The organism is Halostagnicola bangensis, from assembly GCF_054653435.1.
On sequence record NZ_BAAIGG010000003.1, the window covers coordinates 112156 to 130093 of the forward strand.

The following is a 17938-nucleotide window of genomic DNA, read 5'->3' on the forward strand; positions in this document are numbered from 1 at the left end:
ACAATGACAGAACCACTACTCGAAGTCGAAAACGTAGACATCACGTATCGGATGGATAGCGAAGACGTCCACGCCGTAACCAATGCGTCGTTCGAGATCGGTGCGAACGAGTACTTCGGACTCGTGGGCGAAAGCGGCTGTGGAAAGAGTACGCTCGCAAAATCGGTCATTAAGGGGCTCGATTCGAACGGGGAGATCTCCGCGGGAACGATTCGATACAAGGGCCGGGAAATCCAAGATCTCTCCGAAAAAGAGTACAACGAGGAAATCCGCTGGAAAGAGATCTCAGTGATTCCACAGGCGGCGATGAACAGCCTCAACCCGCTCGCAAAGCTGAGCGACCAAGCGATCGAAATCGCGAACGTCCACACCGACTGGTCGGCCGAAAAGTCGGTGGATCGGCTCAAGGAACTGTTCGATATCGTCGGTCTTCCGGGGTCGAGAGTCACCGACTACCCACACCAGTTCTCAGGCGGGATGAAACAGCGCGCGATAATCGCGATGTCGCTGCTGTTGAATCCGTCTCTGATCATCGCCGACGAGCCAACGACGGCGCTGGACGTGATCATGCAGGATCAGTTCCTCAAGCACATCGACGGACTGCGAAACGAGCGGGACCTCGCGTTGCTTCTCATCACACACGACATCGCGGTCGTCTTCGAAACCTGCGATTCGATGGCGGTGATGCACGGGGGCCAGATTGCGGAGAAAGGAACCACGAAGGAGATATTCTCCACGCCGAGACATCCCTACACGATACTCTTACAACAGTCGTTCCCCGACGCTCGACACCCCGACCGCGAACTCGAGGTTATCGAGGGGAGCCCGCCGGCATTACGCGAGGAGGTCGACTACTGTACGTTCGCGAGCAGGTGTCCGTGGGCCGAACACGAATGCCAAGAATCGCTCCCGCCGATCGAATCATTAAACGGGAACGACAGCCACGGTGTTTCGTGTTTCCGAAGCGATGAGATGGAATCGCTAGCGAGCGAGCATCTGAACACGACCGGGAGACCACAGGCGAACGCTATCGAAAACGAGGGATACGAAGATGACGACTAACAACGAGACCGAGCCGATACTGGAACTTCGAAACGTCGAAAAGCACTTCGAACAGTCGACGAATATCGCGGAAACTCTGCGCCAAACGTTCTTCGGAGGGGGCGCTCAAGAGCCGGTTCGTGCCGTCGACGGCGTCGACCTTGAGTTAGCGGAGAACCAGGTCCACGGTATCATCGGAGAGAGCGGATGCGGGAAGTCGACGCTCCTGTTGACGCTTATGGGGGAACACGAGCCGACGGCGGGCGAAATCCTGTACAGAGGACAGCCGATATCGGAGTTCAGCAAAGCGGACTGGAAGGAACTTCGTCGGAACATACAGGTAATCTTTCAGGATCCGTTTAACACGATGAATCCCCATTTTACCGTTCGAGAAACGCTCAAAGAACCGTTCAAGATACACGGCATCGAGACCGACGAGGAGGAACTGCTCGATATGCTCGAGACGGTTCGGCTCACGCCGGCCGAAGAGTACATCGATCGCCGCGAATCGCAGCTGTCCGGGGGCGAAAAACAACGCGTCTCGATCGCTCGAGCGTTGATTCTCGAGCCGGATGTCGTGCTCGCCGACGAGCCGGTGTCGATGCTCGACGTTTCAACCCAGGCGTCGATCCTGAAGCTCTTGAGCGATCTCACCGAGAAGTACGACGTCGCGATGTTTTACGTCTCTCACGACTTATCGACGGTGTCGTACGTCTGTGACAAGGTAAACGTCATGTACCTTGGGCGGATCGTCGAAAGCGCGCCGACGCGGAAGATCCTTTCCGATCCGAAGCACCCGTATACGCAGGCGCTGATCAACGCGATACCGATTCCCGATCCGTTCCACGATCGAAGCTGGACCGAACTCGACGGAACGCCGGGCGATCCACAAAACCTGCCGAGCGGGTGTCGGTTCAAGGATCGCTGTCCGGAGCAAATGGACGTTTGCGATCAGCAACCGGCGTTCGAAGTCCACGAAGAAGAGACCAACCATCAGGTCGCCTGTCACCTGTACGACGAGCAACCCGTCGATAATTCTCCGATCGGAATCAACAAAACGGGGGTGTCGGAGTCATGAGTAAGATCCAGTACTACATCCGTCGACTCTTCGTGACGGTGCTTTTGATATTCGGTGTCGTGTCCTTCCTGTTCATCGCGTTCCGGCTCATGCCGGGGGACTACGCGACGACGTTGGCCGGCGGCGGTGCGTCGTCCAGCGAATTAGAAGAGATTCGAGAATCGTGGGGGCTGAACGAGCCGCTGTACATGCAATACTACCATTACATGGCAAATATGGTAACGGGAGACCCCGGTACCTCCCACGTCTCGAACGAGCCGGTCTTGAGCTACGTTCGCGCCCCGCTGATGAACTCGCTGATCCTGGTTATCCCCGCGATCATCGTCGCGTTCACCATCGGTTCGATCTACGGCGCATTGCTGGGAACGAAGTCGGGAACGGCCTTCGAGCGATACGGGATCCTCCCGCCGACGCTCGCCGGAACGACCCCGAACTTCTTCATCGGCATCCTACTCTTGCTCATATTCTCCTCGGCGTTAGGGTGGTTCCCCGTCGGCGGTATGGCGGGGTACGAGACGTACGCCGAGGTCGAGTCGCACTACGAGATCTACCTCACGACCGACTTCTGGAGTCACTACGTGCTTCCGTTCACGACGATCGTGCTGACGTTCCTGTACTATCCGGCGCTGATCATGCGCGGGAGCGTCATCGACGTCAAAGGACAGGAGTACACGTATTTCCAGCGCATCGCGGGACTGCCGAGTAAAACTCGATTCAAACACCTCATGAAGCACTCCTCGCTCCCGGTTATCACGCTTTTGCCGGCACAGACGGCGACCGCGATCAGCGGACTCGTCCTCATCGAAACCGTCTTCAACTGGCCGGGTATCGGAACGCTCCTGTTCGACTCCGTCCTCTCGCGGGATACGCCAGTAATCCAATTCCTCTTCATCATCGTCGCGATCTGGATCATCTTCGGCAACCTTATCGTCGATATCTTCTACACAGTGATCGATCCGCGGATCACGATCGAAGACTAAATCGGACATCTTCGACCCTTTTTCGGTGCCGAGACGTTCACGCTGGACGACGACTGAAACGAACAAGCACCCGCTCGAGAGAGGAGTATACTCGAGTATTCTACACGGCGTTTCAAAACTCGAATAGCCGATTCCGGGACTCGATGCGGCTGGCTGTTCAGAACGGAGCCAGCGTCGACGAACCGCCGCTCGAATACGGCCATAGGAGGCGCTGTCGGGGATGGATCGCGGCGACCGTATTCCACTGAGCAACGCCGAGCGCCTCGAGTCGTTCGTCCGACCGTCGACACCGTATCGGAACCGGCGCGACGGCGCAGTCGGCACCCATTGGAACTGATCGGCGAGGAAACGTAGAACGAAACCACACGGAACCCGTCACTGAGGAACGGAACGCTCAGTCATCGACCGCCATGGTTTCATCCTCAAGTCCCTTCTGCTCGTCAGTGACGTTTCCGTCGCGCCACGTTCCTCGGCCGAACCACAAGAAGGCGATGATGCCGCCGATGACCGTCGAGACGGCGAACGCGAGCCACACACCCTCCGAACCGAAGCGTTCCGCGCCGATCCAGGCGAGCGGAAACCGAATGACGCCGAGCGTGAGGATGGAGATAACGGCCGCGATCAGCGTCTTTCCGGCGCCGCGGAATCCGCCGCTGTACGCCCGCATGACGCCCATGAATCCGAACGTCAACGCCGTGTATCGCAGGAACAACGCGCCCTCGGCGACGACCTCGGGGTCGGTCGTAAAGACGGACACGATCGGCTCGGCGGCGAAGAAAACGAGTACGCCGAGGCCGCTCAACACGAGCAACATCACCTTCGCGCCGAAGTGATTGGTCCGCTCCGCCCGGTCGATCTTTCCGGCACCGATATTTTGTCCGGTCATCGTTTCCACGCCCTGTGAGAATGCGATCGCGGGAAGGAAGATGACCGAGAAGACTCGAGTTCCGATGCCGAACGCCGCGACGACCGTCTCGGGGAACACCGCGATGATAACTAACAGCAGGTTGATTGAAAGCGCTCGAGCCGTCCCCTCGACGGAGGCAGGCATCCCGATATCGATAAGTCGGCGGCCATATTCCAAATCCGGCGACATTTCGTCGAGATGGATCTGAACGCCGTGAGTTCCCCGAAACAGGATCACGAGTCCGACGCCGAACGCCAGCGTTCGCGAGAGAACGGTCGCAATGGCCGCGCCTTCGATTCCCGACCCTGCGTAGCCAGTACGGGCGAACAGTTCAGTTTCCAAGCCGCGGAGCCCCAGATAGCCGAATAGCGGGTTGTTCTCGAAACCGAAGATGAAAAAGGGGTCGACGACGATGTTGATCACGACCGATCCGAACATCACGAGCATCGGCGTGACCGTATCGCCGTATCCGCGCATGAGCGCGAGGAAGACGAAAAAGCCGAAAACCGAGACCAACCCGACGGAGTACACGCGCATGTAGTCGGCGACGAGGGGCGCAACCTCCGGCGATGCGCCGAGTAGACTGAGAACGTCGTCGACAAACACGTAACCGAACGCGCCGAGGATAACCGACGTGATAACCGAGTACGTCACCGTCTGCGACGCGGCGTACTCCGCCTGTTGTTCCTGGCCCGCGCCGGTGTACTGGGCGACGAGCACGCTCCCGGCAACCGAAACGCCGAGCGCGAGCGCGATGAGGAAAAAGACCATCGGAAACGCGAAGCTGATCGCCGCCAGCGAGGTGGTGCTGTGCTGGCCGAGCCAGAACGTATCCGCGAGGTTGTAGGTGACCTGAAGGAGATTCGTGATAATCAGCGGAATCGAGAGGTAGATCAGCGGTTTTGCGATTCCCCCCGATGTGAGATTGAGTTGATCCGACGATTTGAATATCGCGTTCAGATGTTCTCGAAGGGTCACTCGACGCTAACCTCCACCCGATCCGACACGAGCACGTGTTCCGAAATGTACGTCTCGAGCGTCTCACAGGTCCGTTCGAGGGGATGTCCGACGGCGACGTGGCGAGTCTGGACGCCGTTGAGCACCGTCACGATGAAATCGGCCGTCTGGTCCGGGTCGATCTCATCGCGAAACGTTCCCGCTTCCTGGCCCCTCTCGAGGATCGACCGAAACCGGTAGTGGAGGAGTCGATCGAAGTCCGCCAGTTCGGAGCGAAATCGATCGTCGTAGGGCCCTTGGGCCTTGATCTCGAGCAACGCCGTCCTGAAGCGCTGAAAGGTCTCTTCGTTCCGGGGGGCGAGGTACGTCTCGATAAGCGCCACGAGCTGTTCGTCGGGCGTGTCTCCCTCCAGCCCTGCGATGCGTTCGGCGAACGAGCGCTGCAGGTAATCGAACAGGGAGTAGAGGAGGTCCTGTTTACTATCGTAATAGTAGTGCAGAGTCGATTTGCTCTTCGAGGACTCGTCCGCGATATCCTGCATCCGAAGCGATGCGTAGCCGTGTTTGCAGAGGGCCGCATAGGTCGCATCCATGAGTTCGTCGGTGGTTTCGTTCATTGTGCTCAATTTGACTGGCCAGCCAGTCAGTCATTTTGTTATATAAAGCGGTTGCCAGGCAAAAAAGTACCGGTACACTTCGATAAAGGGGCTTAAGGATCTGTTGCGTTTTCCGAGCGCGTACGACGCCTCCAAAATCGACCCGGACGGTTCCCGACGTTAGTCGTTTTCAGCCCGTTTTCGCTCGACCAGCGACAGTCCGATCATCGAGAGCACAACATCGTCGTCCTGGTTCGTGACTTCTCGCAGGGTTTCTATGTGCCCGCGGTCGGGCTTGCTTTCGGACGGTTGTTTATCGACGATCTCGACTCGAAGCGAAAGCGTGTCGTCGGGCGTAACCGGGTTTTTCCACCGGAGTTCGTCGACACCGATACCGGCGATCGTCGCGTACTCCTCGCCCATCCCGTCGGCGCTCAACCGCATACAGATCGCCGCGACGTGCCAGCCCGAGGCGACAAGTTCGCCGAAGAGCGAGTCTTTTGCGGCTTCCTCGTCGGTGTGAAACGGTTGCGGATCGTACTGCTTTGCGAACTCGATGATTTCCTCCTTCGTGACGTGGTAGTCGCCGTACTCTCGAGTTTCACCGACTGTGATATCGTCATAATACTGCATGCTAGAACATAGCAGGAAATAGTGGAAAAGCGTTCTGTTGTGGTTCAGGGTCGTCCCTTTGCGGTCGATCCGCGAATACTGCAAAAACTAGCCGACTTCGACTGGGAAACGACGGACCGTCGCAAGCGTCGACGTTCGGTACCGGTCGTCGTCACCGCGAGTAGCCCGTTCTCCGCTTGCCATCAGTACCGGTACCGAGATCGATACTCGGTTGCACGAACCTAACGAACTATACTAGAAATGGAGCCCGTTATTCCGTGTTCACGTAGACGATGTCGACATCGTACGTCGGCGACACGTAGCCGTCATCTCCGATGTGTTCGCCGGTCTCGAGGGTAAACGACCAACCGTGCCACGGACAGGAGACGATACACTCGTCGCAGTAGCCTTGCTCGACCCGCTCGCCGAGACCGCCGGATATTCAAGAGTTACGCTGACTATACCGTGCATGCGCGAAGCTGGCATCTCGAATTCCGAGAGCAGGTTCTCAAATGTGCCGTCTACAATCTTCATCGAACGGTTAGATATCCGTAGATTCAACCGCAGTGTTTCGGTTTCTACCGATCGTCTGGGTGAGTGAAACCCCGAAATCAAGCTCTGTCTAGCGATCCTACGAAGCAATAGATTTATGCTGATGTGCTATTAGCACAGATACAGGGGTATGATAACATGAAACATGACACCACTATCGATCGGCGTAGCTTCCTGAAAGGCACGGGTGCAACAGGTGCAGTGGGTATCGCAACGCTTTCCGGTTGTCTGGGAGAAGGGGGAGGCGAGAACGAATTGGTTATCGGTACCGCCGCCTCAGCGACGGCGAACTACGCATCGATGCAGGGCTTCGGCTCCGCGGTGAACGAAAATACAGACGATATATACCTCGACGTGCGTCCCAACGACGGGATGGCCGCCAACGTCGGTGACATGGCACGAGGCGAAATGGATCTCGCGTTGTTGACTGATTACAATGCCCTCCTGATTGAGCGTGGTGAAGACGAGTATGCCGACATCGACTACGAACTCACGCAACTACTGAAAACGGCCACGACGGAGTGGATTCTGGTATCTAACGACGATGACATCACCTCGTACGACGATATCGATGCGGATACCAGCGTCTCTGCAGGTCCGTCCGGTACAGCAGTCATGGACTACTTTGTCGAAATCATGGAGCAACTCGACATCGAGTTCGACGAGACCCCAGTCGGCTTCGGTGACATGGGTTCTGCCCTCGAAGAGGGACGAATAGACATCGGACTCTCGGCGACCAACAACGCACCCACGGCCGATGAAGAGGAAGGGACCGATCTAATCACCCCGGGTTGGGTCCAGCAGCTACAAGGGTCGTCTGATGTCCATCCCCTCGAAATGGCGGAAGACCAGTTCGAAACTATTTCCGATGAGTTCACGACGTTCGCCATCGATCCGGACCTGGTAGAAGGGTACGACAGTACCCCGGACTCCATCCCGGGAATGGTCCAGACGACGTACCTCTGTGCACCTGCCGATGCGGACGGTGACCTGATTAAGACGATGATGGAAACGGCGTGGGACCAGCGCGACGACATGGGCACGTACCACGACTTCCTGACGTTCCACCAGTACGACGACCACTGGACGCGATTCAGTTTCGAGGGATACCCGTTCCACTCGGCCGCGGCCGATTTCTACGAAGATGTCGGAGCCTGGGACGACGACCTTGAGCGCGCATCGGAGTAGCGAAACTCCACCCACAATACAAAATATGACAATGATTATGAATACGGGAGAGGAGCCTGTATGAATTGGACTGATCGAAAGTCGCTCTACCGGTTCGGAGACGGCGTGATATGGGTTCTAGGGGTCATCATGTCGTTGCTCCTCATCTACTACGCGTTCTCACTGTACGGGGTCCGTACACAACACGCCAATCTCATCCTCGGACTGAGCATGGCTATCTATTACATGCTTCAGTTTAGAGAGATCTACAGCGAAGAAGAGGCTTCGGCTGCGATCGACGAAGACAATGTGGCCGTACCGATTTTCAGATATATCCGTATCGAACGATACCTTCCACAGACCGACGCCGAGGTGAAGCATATCTGGTTAGCCGTCAGTCGGTCGTACAAGAAAATAAAACCGGCATTGTTTCTCACCCTCACGGCGCTCTCGCTAGCGACTGCCCTCTACATTCAGTTTCACTTCTCTCGACTCCTCACCGAGGCGCCCATCGCCGGAAATACCCAACTGGATTACCTCGTCGGTGCGATCGTCATTGTGCTCGTTACGGACGTCACGACGCGTGCTTTCGGGAAGATCATGGGTGCCGTCGTCGTTATCGGAATCCTCTTTGGTTTCTTAGGCCCGTATCTCCCGGGTCTGTTCTACCACGGCGGTCTCGGTTTGGAACAGATGATCAGAATCGCGGCGATCGGTCTCGGCGGCGTCTACGGGTTCATCCTCGAGATCGGCGCCACCTGGGTCGCGATATTCCTCCTGTTAGCAGGGTTCACAAAGTCCTACGGTATTCTCGATTATATCGTCGAAGTAAGCGAGGAAGTCAGTAAACTCACTCGAACCGGAATTGTCCATGTGGCCGTCGTCGCGAGTCTCGGTTTCGGCTCGATAACCGGTAGCGGTGCTGCGAACACTGCAACGACCGGGAACTTCACGATTCCCATGATGAAAAAGCAGGGCGTCGATAAGGCCTATGCTGGCGCAGTCGAAACGGTCGCGTCGATCGGCGGTCAACTTGTTCCCCCGATTATGGGCGTCGCTGCGTTCATTATGGCCGACCTCGTCGGCGTACCGTACCTCTCGATCGTACAGGCGGGACTGATTCCGGCCTTCCTGTTCTACTTCAGCATCGTCGTCGCCGTCCAACTCCTAATTTTCAAGCATGGCTGGACGTCGAACACGTCGGGCGATGTCGACTATCGTCTCTTTGTTCAGTCCGTCTGGTATATGATCCCGTTCGCTGTTCTCATCTATCTTCTCGCAGTGTTGCGGTTCAGCCCGCTAATTGCTGGCTACTACACTGTGCTATCACTGATAGGCGTCTTCTTCGTCAAAACGATCGTCGAAGACGGGAGAGACGGCGCGAAAGAGGCCACCGTCAGAACGGTAAACGGGCTCCGACAGGGTGCCGTCGACATGGCCGCACTGATCGCCGTACTCGGATCCATCGGGATTCTCATCGAAGTGCTAACGCAAACTGGATTCGCACAGCGTTTGAGTACGTTCATGGTCGGGCTCGCCGGCGGGAACCTACTCCTCCTGCTCGTTCTAGCGATGATCGTTAGCCTGCTGTTCGGTCTCGGAATGCCGGCACCGGCGGCGTATATCCTCACCGCGTCACTGGCAGCGACTGCGATGGTTGGCTTCGGTATCAGGGATATCACCGCCCACATGTTCGTGTTCTACTTCGCGCTGTACGCATCGTTTACACCACCTGTTGGTCCGTCGACGATCATCGCAGCGAAATTAGCGGAAGCGTCGTATCTCGAGACGGCGAAGCAGTCGATGCGACTCGCCTTCCCTGGGTTCCTGATCCCGTTCGTGTTCATCGCGAACGATTCGTTGATCTATTGGGAGTCCCCGGTTACCATACTTTTGCTACTGACGACCGTCGTCTGTGTCATCGGCCTCTGTATGAGCATGTTTGCGTTCGACGGCCGAAACCATCTCTCGGCGATCCACCGAATCGTATTCCTGGGGCTCTCGCTGCTCGGTATGTTCGGTACTCACCTTGGAGTGTTCAATACGTACCTGTACCAGGTTGCGGTCGCCAGCATGCTGGTGACGTTTATGGCCGTGAGTTATTTCATCTCACCGAGGATGGACACTTCCGGCCTAATAGCACGCTCCGACTAATTGGATTAGTTCTCCCGATTTACGAATCCTTTTCGCCGGAGTACCGACGAAAGCTTTTAGCCACTGATAGGGTAATAGTGTATGTGTATGATGAACACACACGGACTAGTTGTACGGAGAAAACATATTACGAAACGGACTGTAACAGGGATCGGACCATCCCGTTCACCTGAGTGGGGCTCAGGTGATCAGCGATGGAACTAGATCCCGACGAACGGGCCATGCTGAACGGTGAGGAAGGTCCCGCCAAACAGGTGGCGATGGATCTACTGATCAGGTACGCCGAAGCACTAGACGTCGACCGCCTCATCAATACGGACAACGTTGCTGGCGTTCCTGGAGCGGTCAACGAATTCCTCGAGAACTACTACGGCGGGGGAAGTACCAGTCACAACGAGATATTCTCGCGATACGATCTCGATAGCGATCGGGTCGTTGACGTCCCCGATACCGAGGCTGGTGCCACCCGACTGCAGGGGAAGGTCGAACCCAAACATTGGGACGAGCTGGGAACCGACCAGAAAAACGCCGAACTGGACCGTATAAGCGAGGAATTCGCCGCCGACCACGATGTTGAAGTTCTGAAGACGTGTACGCCGTACCACGCGGGAAACCTCCCGTCGTACGGGGAACACTGTGCGTGGATGGAGTCGTCGGCCGTCGTGTTCATCAACTCCGTCCTCGGTGCGCGGACGAACGTCGAGGGACGTGAAAGCACCAGTGCCGCGATGCTCACGGGTAAAATTCCCGACTGGGGGCTCCATCGCGATGAGAACAGGTACGGAACCCACCGGATAGAAGTCGACGTGCCGGTCGACGATATCATGAATTGGGGAATGCTAGGCTATTTCGTCGGTAAACACATTCAGGAAGACATCCCCGTTCTGGTCGGTGACTACGGGAGTCCAAGCCGGGTAGAGCACAAGCACTTCGGTGCCTCTGCGGCGACCTCCGGCGGGATCGAACTCTACCACGTCGTCGGCGAAACCCCGGAAGCCGAGACTGAGGCCAGTGCGTTCGGTCCCAACGAACCAGAGGATGTCTATCGCTACGACGAGGAGGCCTGCAGGGAGGTGTACGATGAACTCAATGCTGTCGGTGACGACCGCGACATCGACTTCGTGATGCTGGGCTGTCCGCACTACTCGATAGAACAGGTGCGGGAAGCCAGTCGTCTCCTGGAGGGGAGAGAGCTTGATGAAGACGTCGAGCTGTGGCTGTTCGCGTCTCGAAAGGTTCGGGATCAAGCCGAACAAGAAGGGCACGCGGACGTGATCCGTGCCGCTGGCGGGAAGATGATGACCGATACGTGTTCGTCGATGAGTCAGGCCATCCCGCCGGAGACCGACGTCGTTGCGCTCGATTCGGCCAAGCAAGTTCACTATCTTCCGGCCATCATGGACGTCGAGGCGTGGTTCGGCTCGACCGAAGACGTCATCGATGCGGCAATCTCCGGTTCCTGGGATGGTGAGCGGCCATGACCGACGAGACGATCGTTCTCAAGGGACGCCCCGTCGTCGACGGCTATATCGAGGCGGAGGCCATCGTCACCGACGAGACGATCTCCGGCTGGGGCGGCGTCGATCCGGCAGACGGGACGATTATCGAAATGCGCCACGAACTCCATGGCGAATCGTTCACGGACAAGGTGCTCGTGTTCCGGGGGGCGAAGGGGTCCTCGGGCTGGTCGTCGATCTTTCACACGACGCGGCTGGCCGATACCGCACCCGCTGCGATGGTCTACGAAGAAACGACCACGAAAGTGGCGCTCGGGGCTGTCGTCACGCGGGTGCCTGCCGTGACCGACCTAGACGAGGATCCGACAGAAGTAATCGACAGCGGCGATCTGGTGGCCGTCGACGGTGATGAGGGTATCGTAACGATCACGAAACGCGCTGACTCCGGCGACAGGGACGTATCAGAGTAACCGGCATATCCGATCACGAACCGAACACGATCATCAGGGGCTCTGGCCCCAAGCCAGGGTTCGTCAACGGATAGTGAAACACAACAGAGAAGACACTACAATGACAGAAGACATCCAGACGGATACGGTATCCAAGTCGGAACAGGACGACCGAACGCACATCGAAGCCGATATCTGTGTCCTCGGCGCGGGAATATCAGGCGTCTCGACCGCGTTAGAGGCTGCCAAGTCGGGTGCAGACGTCGTCTTGGCCGACGCTTCACAGTCGATCGGCGGTCAGGCGGTCGGCTCGATCATCGGGACGCTCATCGGACTCTACTCCCACGGTGACGACCCCTATCAGCTCACTCACGGTATCGCTGACGACCTCATCAAGGACTTGGAACCGGAGGGGTCGATTCAGCGGCTCAGTGCCCAGACTTCGGAACTTTCGACGGTCCTGTTCCAGTACGACGAAGTCGAACTCCAGCGGTGGATGGAACGAAAGTGCCAACAGCATGGCGTACGAACGCTGCTCGCTGCGATACTCACCGATGTGGAGTTCACCGACCGTCACGTGAACCATCTCGATTTCACGACGCGGTACGGTTCAGTCAGAGTCGAAGCGGACGGATTCATCGACGCCTCCGGCGATGGGAGCCTCTGTTGGGAGGCCGGACTCGAGCTACGCGAACCCAACGAACCGGTGTACGGCTCGCTGAACTTTCTCATCGAGGGGTACGACACCAATGCTGTTGGGGACTTCTCGATGGACGACGTTCACGATCGGCTCGAGGAGGTCGGCGAGGAGTACGGTCTCGTCCGGGAAGACGGCCACTTGATGCACTTTCCCGAGAAGGATTTCATGCTGGCTAACATCACCCATATCGAGACGCCACTGGACCCGCTTGGGTACGCTAATATGGTATTCGAGGGACGCCGACAGGCCGACAAGACAATCGAGTTCCTGCAAACGGAGTTTCCCGAAATCTTCGAGGGCGCGAGCGTTCGCCGCTACGGGAATCCCGGGATCCGCCAGACCCGTTGGATCAAGAGCCGTGAGCAACTGACGCTCGACGACCTCCAGGAGGGGTACCGGCCAGACGACGCCGTCGCACGCGGTTCGTGGTCGGTCGAACTCCACGACACCCCAGAAGACGTTCACTGGGAGCACTTCGAAGACGGCCACGTCTACTACATCCCGCTGTCCTGTATGATACCCGAGGGAGCGGACAACATCGTCACGGTCGGCCGCTGTGTCGATGCTGATACCGAAGCCCTCTCGGCGATCCGGATAATGGGTATCTGTATCGCGATGGGAGCTGCCGCTGCACACAGTCTCGATCTGGCAGGTTCGGACCCGGTCTACGAGATCGACATGGACGACCTCCAAGAGCGATTGTACGACAACCTCGAGCGAACCGACTAATCACCGATTGCACTCTGTTATCCGGTTTCGGTGCAGAAACGGAGCAATCGAAACTCGGTCGGAGCGAACACCGAGTGCGACGACCCTCGCTACTTGCACCCTAGCTAGCCCGGCTGGCGTCGGGCGAACGCTATCGCTCGAACTAGTATCAGTATCTCATGGTTGTGCATCCACAGGGAATGACGCGATTGATACCGATATAATCGGATTCGATCCGATCCGCGATCACTCGCAATAGTCCTCGAGCGCTCAGGCGGTTTCCGCGTGCGGATCGTGCTCGCTCGGTCGATAACGGAGCCGAATCGACCCTGGCAGTGCTACCCATAAAACTCAAGCAAGTAGAGGCGTAAGGATCTCACGATGGCTAAACAGACTGCTCGACCAGACGGACCCGAAATATCAGTCGACGGTGACTGGAACGCGCTCTTTATCGACGGCGAATGGCGCCCCGTCGAGGAACGGGAGCGGGTTGCCGTGGAAAATCCGGCGACGAGAGAGACGATCGCTCAGGTTCCGTTAGGTGAGGTCGAAGACATCGACGACGCATACGACGCGGCAGTCGGCGCACAGCAAGCGTGGGCCGAAACAACGCCCGACGAGCGTGCGAAGGTCGTTCGGACGGTCGCACAACTGCTAGAAACCCACGCCGAGGAGATCCGCGAAATCCTCGCAGTCGAGGCGGGAAGCGCCCCGCCCAAGCTCGACATCGAGCACGGCGGTGCCGTGACGTTCGTCCACGATGCGGCGTCGTTCGCGTTCCGCATGTCCGGCCGCCACAACCAGTCGAAGATTCCGGGGAAGGAAAACATCATCCAGCGCGACCCGGCCGGCGTCGTTAGCGTCATCAGCCCGTGGAACGTGCCGCTGAAACTCGCGATCCGTGCCGTCGCTCCCGCCATCGCCCTCGGGAACAGCGTCGTTCTCAAGCCGCCGACCGAGACGCCGATTTCCGGCGGACTCGTCATCGCTCGGCTATTCGAAATGGCCGGATTGCCCGACGGAGTCATAAACGTCGTTCCCGGCCACGGCACCGTCGCGGGCGACCGGACGGCGTCCCATCCCGACAGCGACGTCGTCGCCTTCACCGGCTCGACCGGAGCCGGCCGACTCGTCGGGGAAAACGCCGTGAACCACTTCGCGCTCCCGGCGCTAGAACTCGGCGGGAACAACCCGCACGTCGTCCTCGAGGATGCCGACCTCGACGCCGCAATCGACGCCGGGACGTTCGGTTCGTTCTGGCACCAGGGGCAGGTCTGCATTTCGATCAACCGCCATCTCGTCCACGAGTCGCTCTACGACGAGTACGCCGAACGACTCGCGAACCGCGCGGCCGAACTCCCGATCGGCGATCCGACCGACGAGGAGACGGTTATCGGACCGATCATCAACGAGGAACAGCGCGACGAGATAGTCGAATACATCGAGCAAACGATCGACGAAGGCGCGACGCTCAAGGCCGGCGGCGACTACGACGATCTGTTCGTCGAACCGACCGTCCTCACCGGCGTCGAAAACGACATGGCTGCCGCCTGTAACGAGCACTTCGGACCCGTCGCGCCGATCATCCCGTTCAGTACTGACGAGGAAGCGATCGAAATCGCGAACGCGACCGAATACGGACTGGCAGGCTCGGTCCATTCGGCGGACCGCGGTCGCGCTCGCGACGTCGGGGACCAGATCGAGGTGGGAATGATGCACGTCAACGACCAGCCGGTCAACGCGGAGCCGCACACGCCGTTCGGCGGCAAGAAGGACTCCGGTATGGGTCGGTACAACGGTGACTGGATCATCGACGAATTCACCGAAGTGAAGTGGACGTCGGTCCAGCGCGAGTCGCGCGATTACCTGTTCTAAGAGCCCCGAAGCGATTCCGAAATATTCGGTGGAAGACTCTCCGAGGATCGATACGCCACTTCCATCGCGATAACCCCATCCGCTTTGCAGTAGTACTAAATATCGCTAATACGACTGTTACCGCATGGCAGTGAACGCCGCGATAGTCGGTCCTGGAAACATTGGCACTGACCTCATGTACAAGATCCTCGGTCGGAGCGATTCGATCGATCTACAGCGGATGATCGGGATTTTTCCGGTGGACGAGTCCGAGGGGCTTCAGGCCGCCGTCGACGAAGGGATCGACGTGGGAACGAACGGAATCGACAGCGTCCGAGAACACGCCGACGAATTCGACGTCGTCTTCGAGGCCACGAGCGCGACGGTTCACGAACAGCAGGCGCCAGTATACGAGGAACTCGGCCTGTTCGCGATCGATCTCACCCCCGCGGCAGTCGGTCCGTACACGGTCCCTGCCGTCAACATTGACAATGTTACGAACAGCGGGAACAACATCAACATGGTCACCTGCGGCGGACAGGCGACGATCCCGCTCGTCCACGCGGTGAACCGAGTCGCCGACGTCGAGTACGCGGAGATGATATCCACGATCTCTTCGGAAAGCGCTGGCCCCGGAACCCGCCAGAACATCGACGAATTTACCCAGACCACCGCCGCCGGCATCGAGGAAGTCGGCGGCGCCGACGAGGGGAAAGCGATCATCATCCTCAATCCCGCCGAACCGCCGATACTAATGCGAAACACGGTGTACACGAAAGTTCCGGATACGACCGACGTAGACGACGTCCGCGACTCTGTAGCCGAGATCGAGAGCGAAATTCAGTCGTATGTCCCCGGATACGAGGTGACCCTCGAGCCGAGCGTCAAAGACCAGGACGACGTCGGCTTCGACCTCGGCGATTCAATCGTCATCACGACGATGCTCGAAGTAGAGGGAGAGGGGCAGTACTTACCGCCGTACGCCGGAAACCTCGATATTATGACCAGCGCCGCGCTCGGTGCGGCAGAACGGATCGCGGAGCACTCCGCCGAGGCGCGGACCGTCGGGGGTGATGCCGATGACTGAACGCGACGTTCGACTCGTCGACATGACGCTTCGGGATGGCATGCACGCCGTCGACCACCAGTTCACGCCGGAGCAGATGGCGGACATCGCGAGCGCCCTCAACGACTCGCGGATGGACGTCGTCGAAGTCTCCCACGGCGACGGCATGGGCGGCTCGTCGATCAATTACGGATTTTCGGCGGCGGACACTTCGGAGTACCTCGAGGCGGTCGTCCCCGAACTAACGGATACCGAGCTTTCGGTGTTGATGCTACCCGGGATCGGAACCGTCGAAGAGATCGACCTCGCGGTCGACCGGGGTGCCGACATCTGCCGCATCGCAACGCACGTGACGGAGGCGGACGTCTCCGCCGAACACTTCGAATTCGTCACGGACCGTGGTCTCGAGGCGAACGGACTCCTGATGCTTTCGCACATGGAGCCGCCGGAGAAGGTGTTAGAACAGGCCCGACTCATGGAGGAGTACGGCGCGGACGCGGTCTACGTGATGGACTCGGCGGGTGCGATGCTTCCCGAAGACGTTCGCGAGCGGGTTGGACTGCTCGCCGACGAGCTATCGATCGACGTCGGATTCCACGCGCACAACAACCTCGGCCTCGGGATCGGGAACACGCTCGCCGGCATCGAAGCCGGAGCGACGACGGTGGACGGCTGTCTTCGCGGGCTGGGTGCCGGTTCCGGGAACGCACAGATGGAAGTACTCGTCGGCACGCTCGAGAAAGCCGGATACGACGTGACGCCCGAGTTCTTCAACGTGATGGACGCCGCTGAGGACGTCCTGGTCCCGATGTTGACCGAGGAGACGATGCCTGAACTCGACAACGACTCGCTCGTCCTGGGCTACGCGGGCGTCTACTCGTCGTTCTTGCGACACACCCGTCGTGTCGGCGAGAAATTCGATCTCGACCCTCGAGAGATCCTCGTCGAATTGGGCGAGATGGGCGTCGTCGGCGGTCAGGAGGACATGATCACCGATATCGCCGCGAGCATCGCGGAGGAGCGGGCGGACGAAGCCGAGGCCGACGACTAACGGACTCTCGAGTGGTCCCGTATCGTTTTGCTAACCGATCGGAGAAGCGTCGCGAACCGCCGGTCGTCAGTCGAACTCCTGAACCAGTTCGATGCCGTACCCGTCCGGATCCTCGATGAACGCGACTCGAGCGTTCGCGCCGTCAGAGGTGAGCGGGCCCCGCCGAACCCGACAGCCCGTTTCCTCGACGAGTCGCTCGACCTCGGCGTCGGTATCGTCGACTTCGATCGCCACGTGGTCGAACCCGTCCGACGACGGCTCGCGATCCGGATGGGACTTGAACTGGATCTCGGTGTCGGAATCGCCGGCGACGAACACGTTTCGAGCGCCCTCGCCGCTCTCGAATTCGCGCGTCTTCTCGAGGCCGAGCGAATCGACGTAAAACGACAGCGTTTCGTCGATGTCCGATACCCAAAGCGCACTGTGTATGACGTCCATAGGAACCGATGAACAGCGAAAAGCATAAAATCGTCGGAACAGCGCCTGAGTCGAGTTGCGGTCGGAGGGACGCGTCGACGGAGCACGAGACGGAAGAGCCGGAACGGACTCGTCGCGTGGACGTGAGGTTTATATGATGCGTATTCGTTACTAGTGATGTATCATCGGTAG

Annotated in this window: 17 protein-coding genes; 11 read left to right on the forward strand and 6 right to left on the reverse strand. The window is 58.5% G+C overall.

Annotated features, from left to right (window positions below; genetic code table 11):
• Positions 1–3 precede the first annotated feature (3 nt).
• From ACYQ14_RS18545 to ACYQ14_RS18555, 3 genes are read left to right on the forward strand one after another with little or no spacing between them, the layout of a single operon-like run.
• Entirely contained in the window at positions 4–1062 is a 1059-nt protein-coding gene (locus ACYQ14_RS18545; protein ID WP_459890297.1) for an ABC transporter ATP-binding protein, read from the forward strand.
• Positions 1052–2119, forward strand: a complete 1068-nt coding sequence (locus ACYQ14_RS18550; RefSeq protein ID WP_459890299.1) for an ABC transporter ATP-binding protein — start codon at positions 1052–1054, stop codon at positions 2117–2119. Before ACYQ14_RS18545 ends, ACYQ14_RS18550 begins: the two co-directional genes overlap by 11 nt.
• On the forward strand, positions 2116–3099 hold the full coding sequence (locus ACYQ14_RS18555; RefSeq protein ID WP_459890301.1) for an ABC transporter permease: 984 nt from the start codon (positions 2116–2118) through the stop codon (positions 3097–3099). Before ACYQ14_RS18550 ends, ACYQ14_RS18555 begins: the two co-directional genes overlap by 4 nt.
• A 157-nt stretch (positions 3100–3256) precedes the next feature.
• Here the strand turns inward: ACYQ14_RS18555 and ACYQ14_RS18560 are convergent, their stop codons facing one another.
• From ACYQ14_RS18560 to ACYQ14_RS18580, 5 genes are all read right to left on the reverse strand, one after another.
• Positions 3257–3427, reverse strand: a complete 171-nt coding sequence (locus tag ACYQ14_RS18560; protein ID WP_459890303.1) for a hypothetical protein — start codon at positions 3425–3427, stop codon at positions 3257–3259.
• 66 nt (positions 3428–3493) lie between these two features.
• Positions 3494–4984, reverse strand: coding sequence for an MATE family efflux transporter (locus ACYQ14_RS18565; protein ID WP_459890305.1), 1491 nt, complete (start codon positions 4982–4984; stop codon positions 3494–3496).
• Positions 4981–5580, reverse strand: coding sequence for a TetR/AcrR family transcriptional regulator (locus tag ACYQ14_RS18570; RefSeq protein ID WP_459890307.1), 600 nt, complete (start codon positions 5578–5580; stop codon positions 4981–4983). Before ACYQ14_RS18570 ends, ACYQ14_RS18565 begins: the two co-directional genes overlap by 4 nt.
• A 159-nt stretch (positions 5581–5739) precedes the next feature.
• Positions 5740–6192 (reverse strand): MaoC family dehydratase, encoded by a 453-nt coding sequence (locus tag ACYQ14_RS18575; RefSeq protein ID WP_459890309.1) that lies wholly within the window; start codon positions 6190–6192, stop codon positions 5740–5742.
• A 250-nt stretch (positions 6193–6442) separates the two neighbouring features.
• Entirely contained in the window at positions 6443–6613 is a 171-nt protein-coding gene (locus ACYQ14_RS18580) for a Rieske (2Fe-2S) protein (RefSeq protein WP_459890727.1), read from the reverse strand.
• A 248-nt stretch (positions 6614–6861) separates the two neighbouring features.
• Between ACYQ14_RS18580 and ACYQ14_RS18585 the strand changes: the two genes are divergently transcribed.
• The 8 genes from ACYQ14_RS18585 to dmpG all read left to right on the forward strand — a co-directional run bounded on the left by ACYQ14_RS18585 (position 6862) and on the right by dmpG (position 17329).
• The gene (locus ACYQ14_RS18585) at positions 6862–7911 is read left to right on the forward strand and encodes a TAXI family TRAP transporter solute-binding subunit (RefSeq protein WP_459890311.1); all 1050 of its coding nucleotides are present in this window, start codon (positions 6862–6864) and stop codon (positions 7909–7911) included.
• 60 nt (positions 7912–7971) lie between these two features.
• A complete protein-coding gene (locus ACYQ14_RS18590) occupies positions 7972–10044 on the forward strand; it encodes a TRAP transporter permease (RefSeq protein ID WP_459890313.1) in 2073 nt (690 codons plus the stop codon).
• 194 nt (positions 10045–10238) lie between these two features.
• Positions 10239–11525: an aconitase X gene (locus tag ACYQ14_RS18595; RefSeq protein WP_459890315.1), complete on the forward strand. Its 1287-nt coding sequence runs from the start codon at positions 10239–10241 to the stop codon at positions 11523–11525.
• A complete protein-coding gene (locus ACYQ14_RS18600; RefSeq protein WP_459890317.1) occupies positions 11522–11971 on the forward strand; it encodes an aconitase X swivel domain-containing protein in 450 nt (149 codons plus the stop codon). Before ACYQ14_RS18595 ends, ACYQ14_RS18600 begins: the two co-directional genes overlap by 4 nt.
• A gap of 100 nt (positions 11972–12071) precedes the next feature.
• Complete coding sequence (locus tag ACYQ14_RS18605; RefSeq protein ID WP_459890319.1) at positions 12072–13379, forward strand: FAD-dependent oxidoreductase; 1308 nt, start codon at positions 12072–12074, stop codon at positions 13377–13379.
• Between the two features lie 360 nt (positions 13380–13739).
• Positions 13740–15233 (forward strand): aldehyde dehydrogenase family protein, encoded by a 1494-nt coding sequence (locus tag ACYQ14_RS18610; protein WP_459890321.1) that lies wholly within the window; start codon positions 13740–13742, stop codon positions 15231–15233.
• A 124-nt stretch (positions 15234–15357) separates the two neighbouring features.
• The gene (locus tag ACYQ14_RS18615; RefSeq protein ID WP_459890323.1) at positions 15358–16299 is read left to right on the forward strand and encodes an acetaldehyde dehydrogenase (acetylating); all 942 of its coding nucleotides are present in this window, start codon (positions 15358–15360) and stop codon (positions 16297–16299) included.
• A complete protein-coding gene (dmpG, locus tag ACYQ14_RS18620) occupies positions 16292–17329 on the forward strand; it encodes a 4-hydroxy-2-oxovalerate aldolase (protein ID WP_459890325.1) in 1038 nt (345 codons plus the stop codon). The genes ACYQ14_RS18615 and dmpG overlap by 8 nt, the downstream gene beginning before the upstream one ends.
• 66 nt (positions 17330–17395) lie before the next feature.
• Here dmpG and ACYQ14_RS18625 read toward each other — a convergent pair whose 3' ends face one another.
• Positions 17396–17767 (reverse strand): VOC family protein, encoded by a 372-nt coding sequence (locus tag ACYQ14_RS18625; RefSeq protein ID WP_459890327.1) that lies wholly within the window; start codon positions 17765–17767, stop codon positions 17396–17398.
• Positions 17768–17938: the final 171 nt, after the last annotated feature.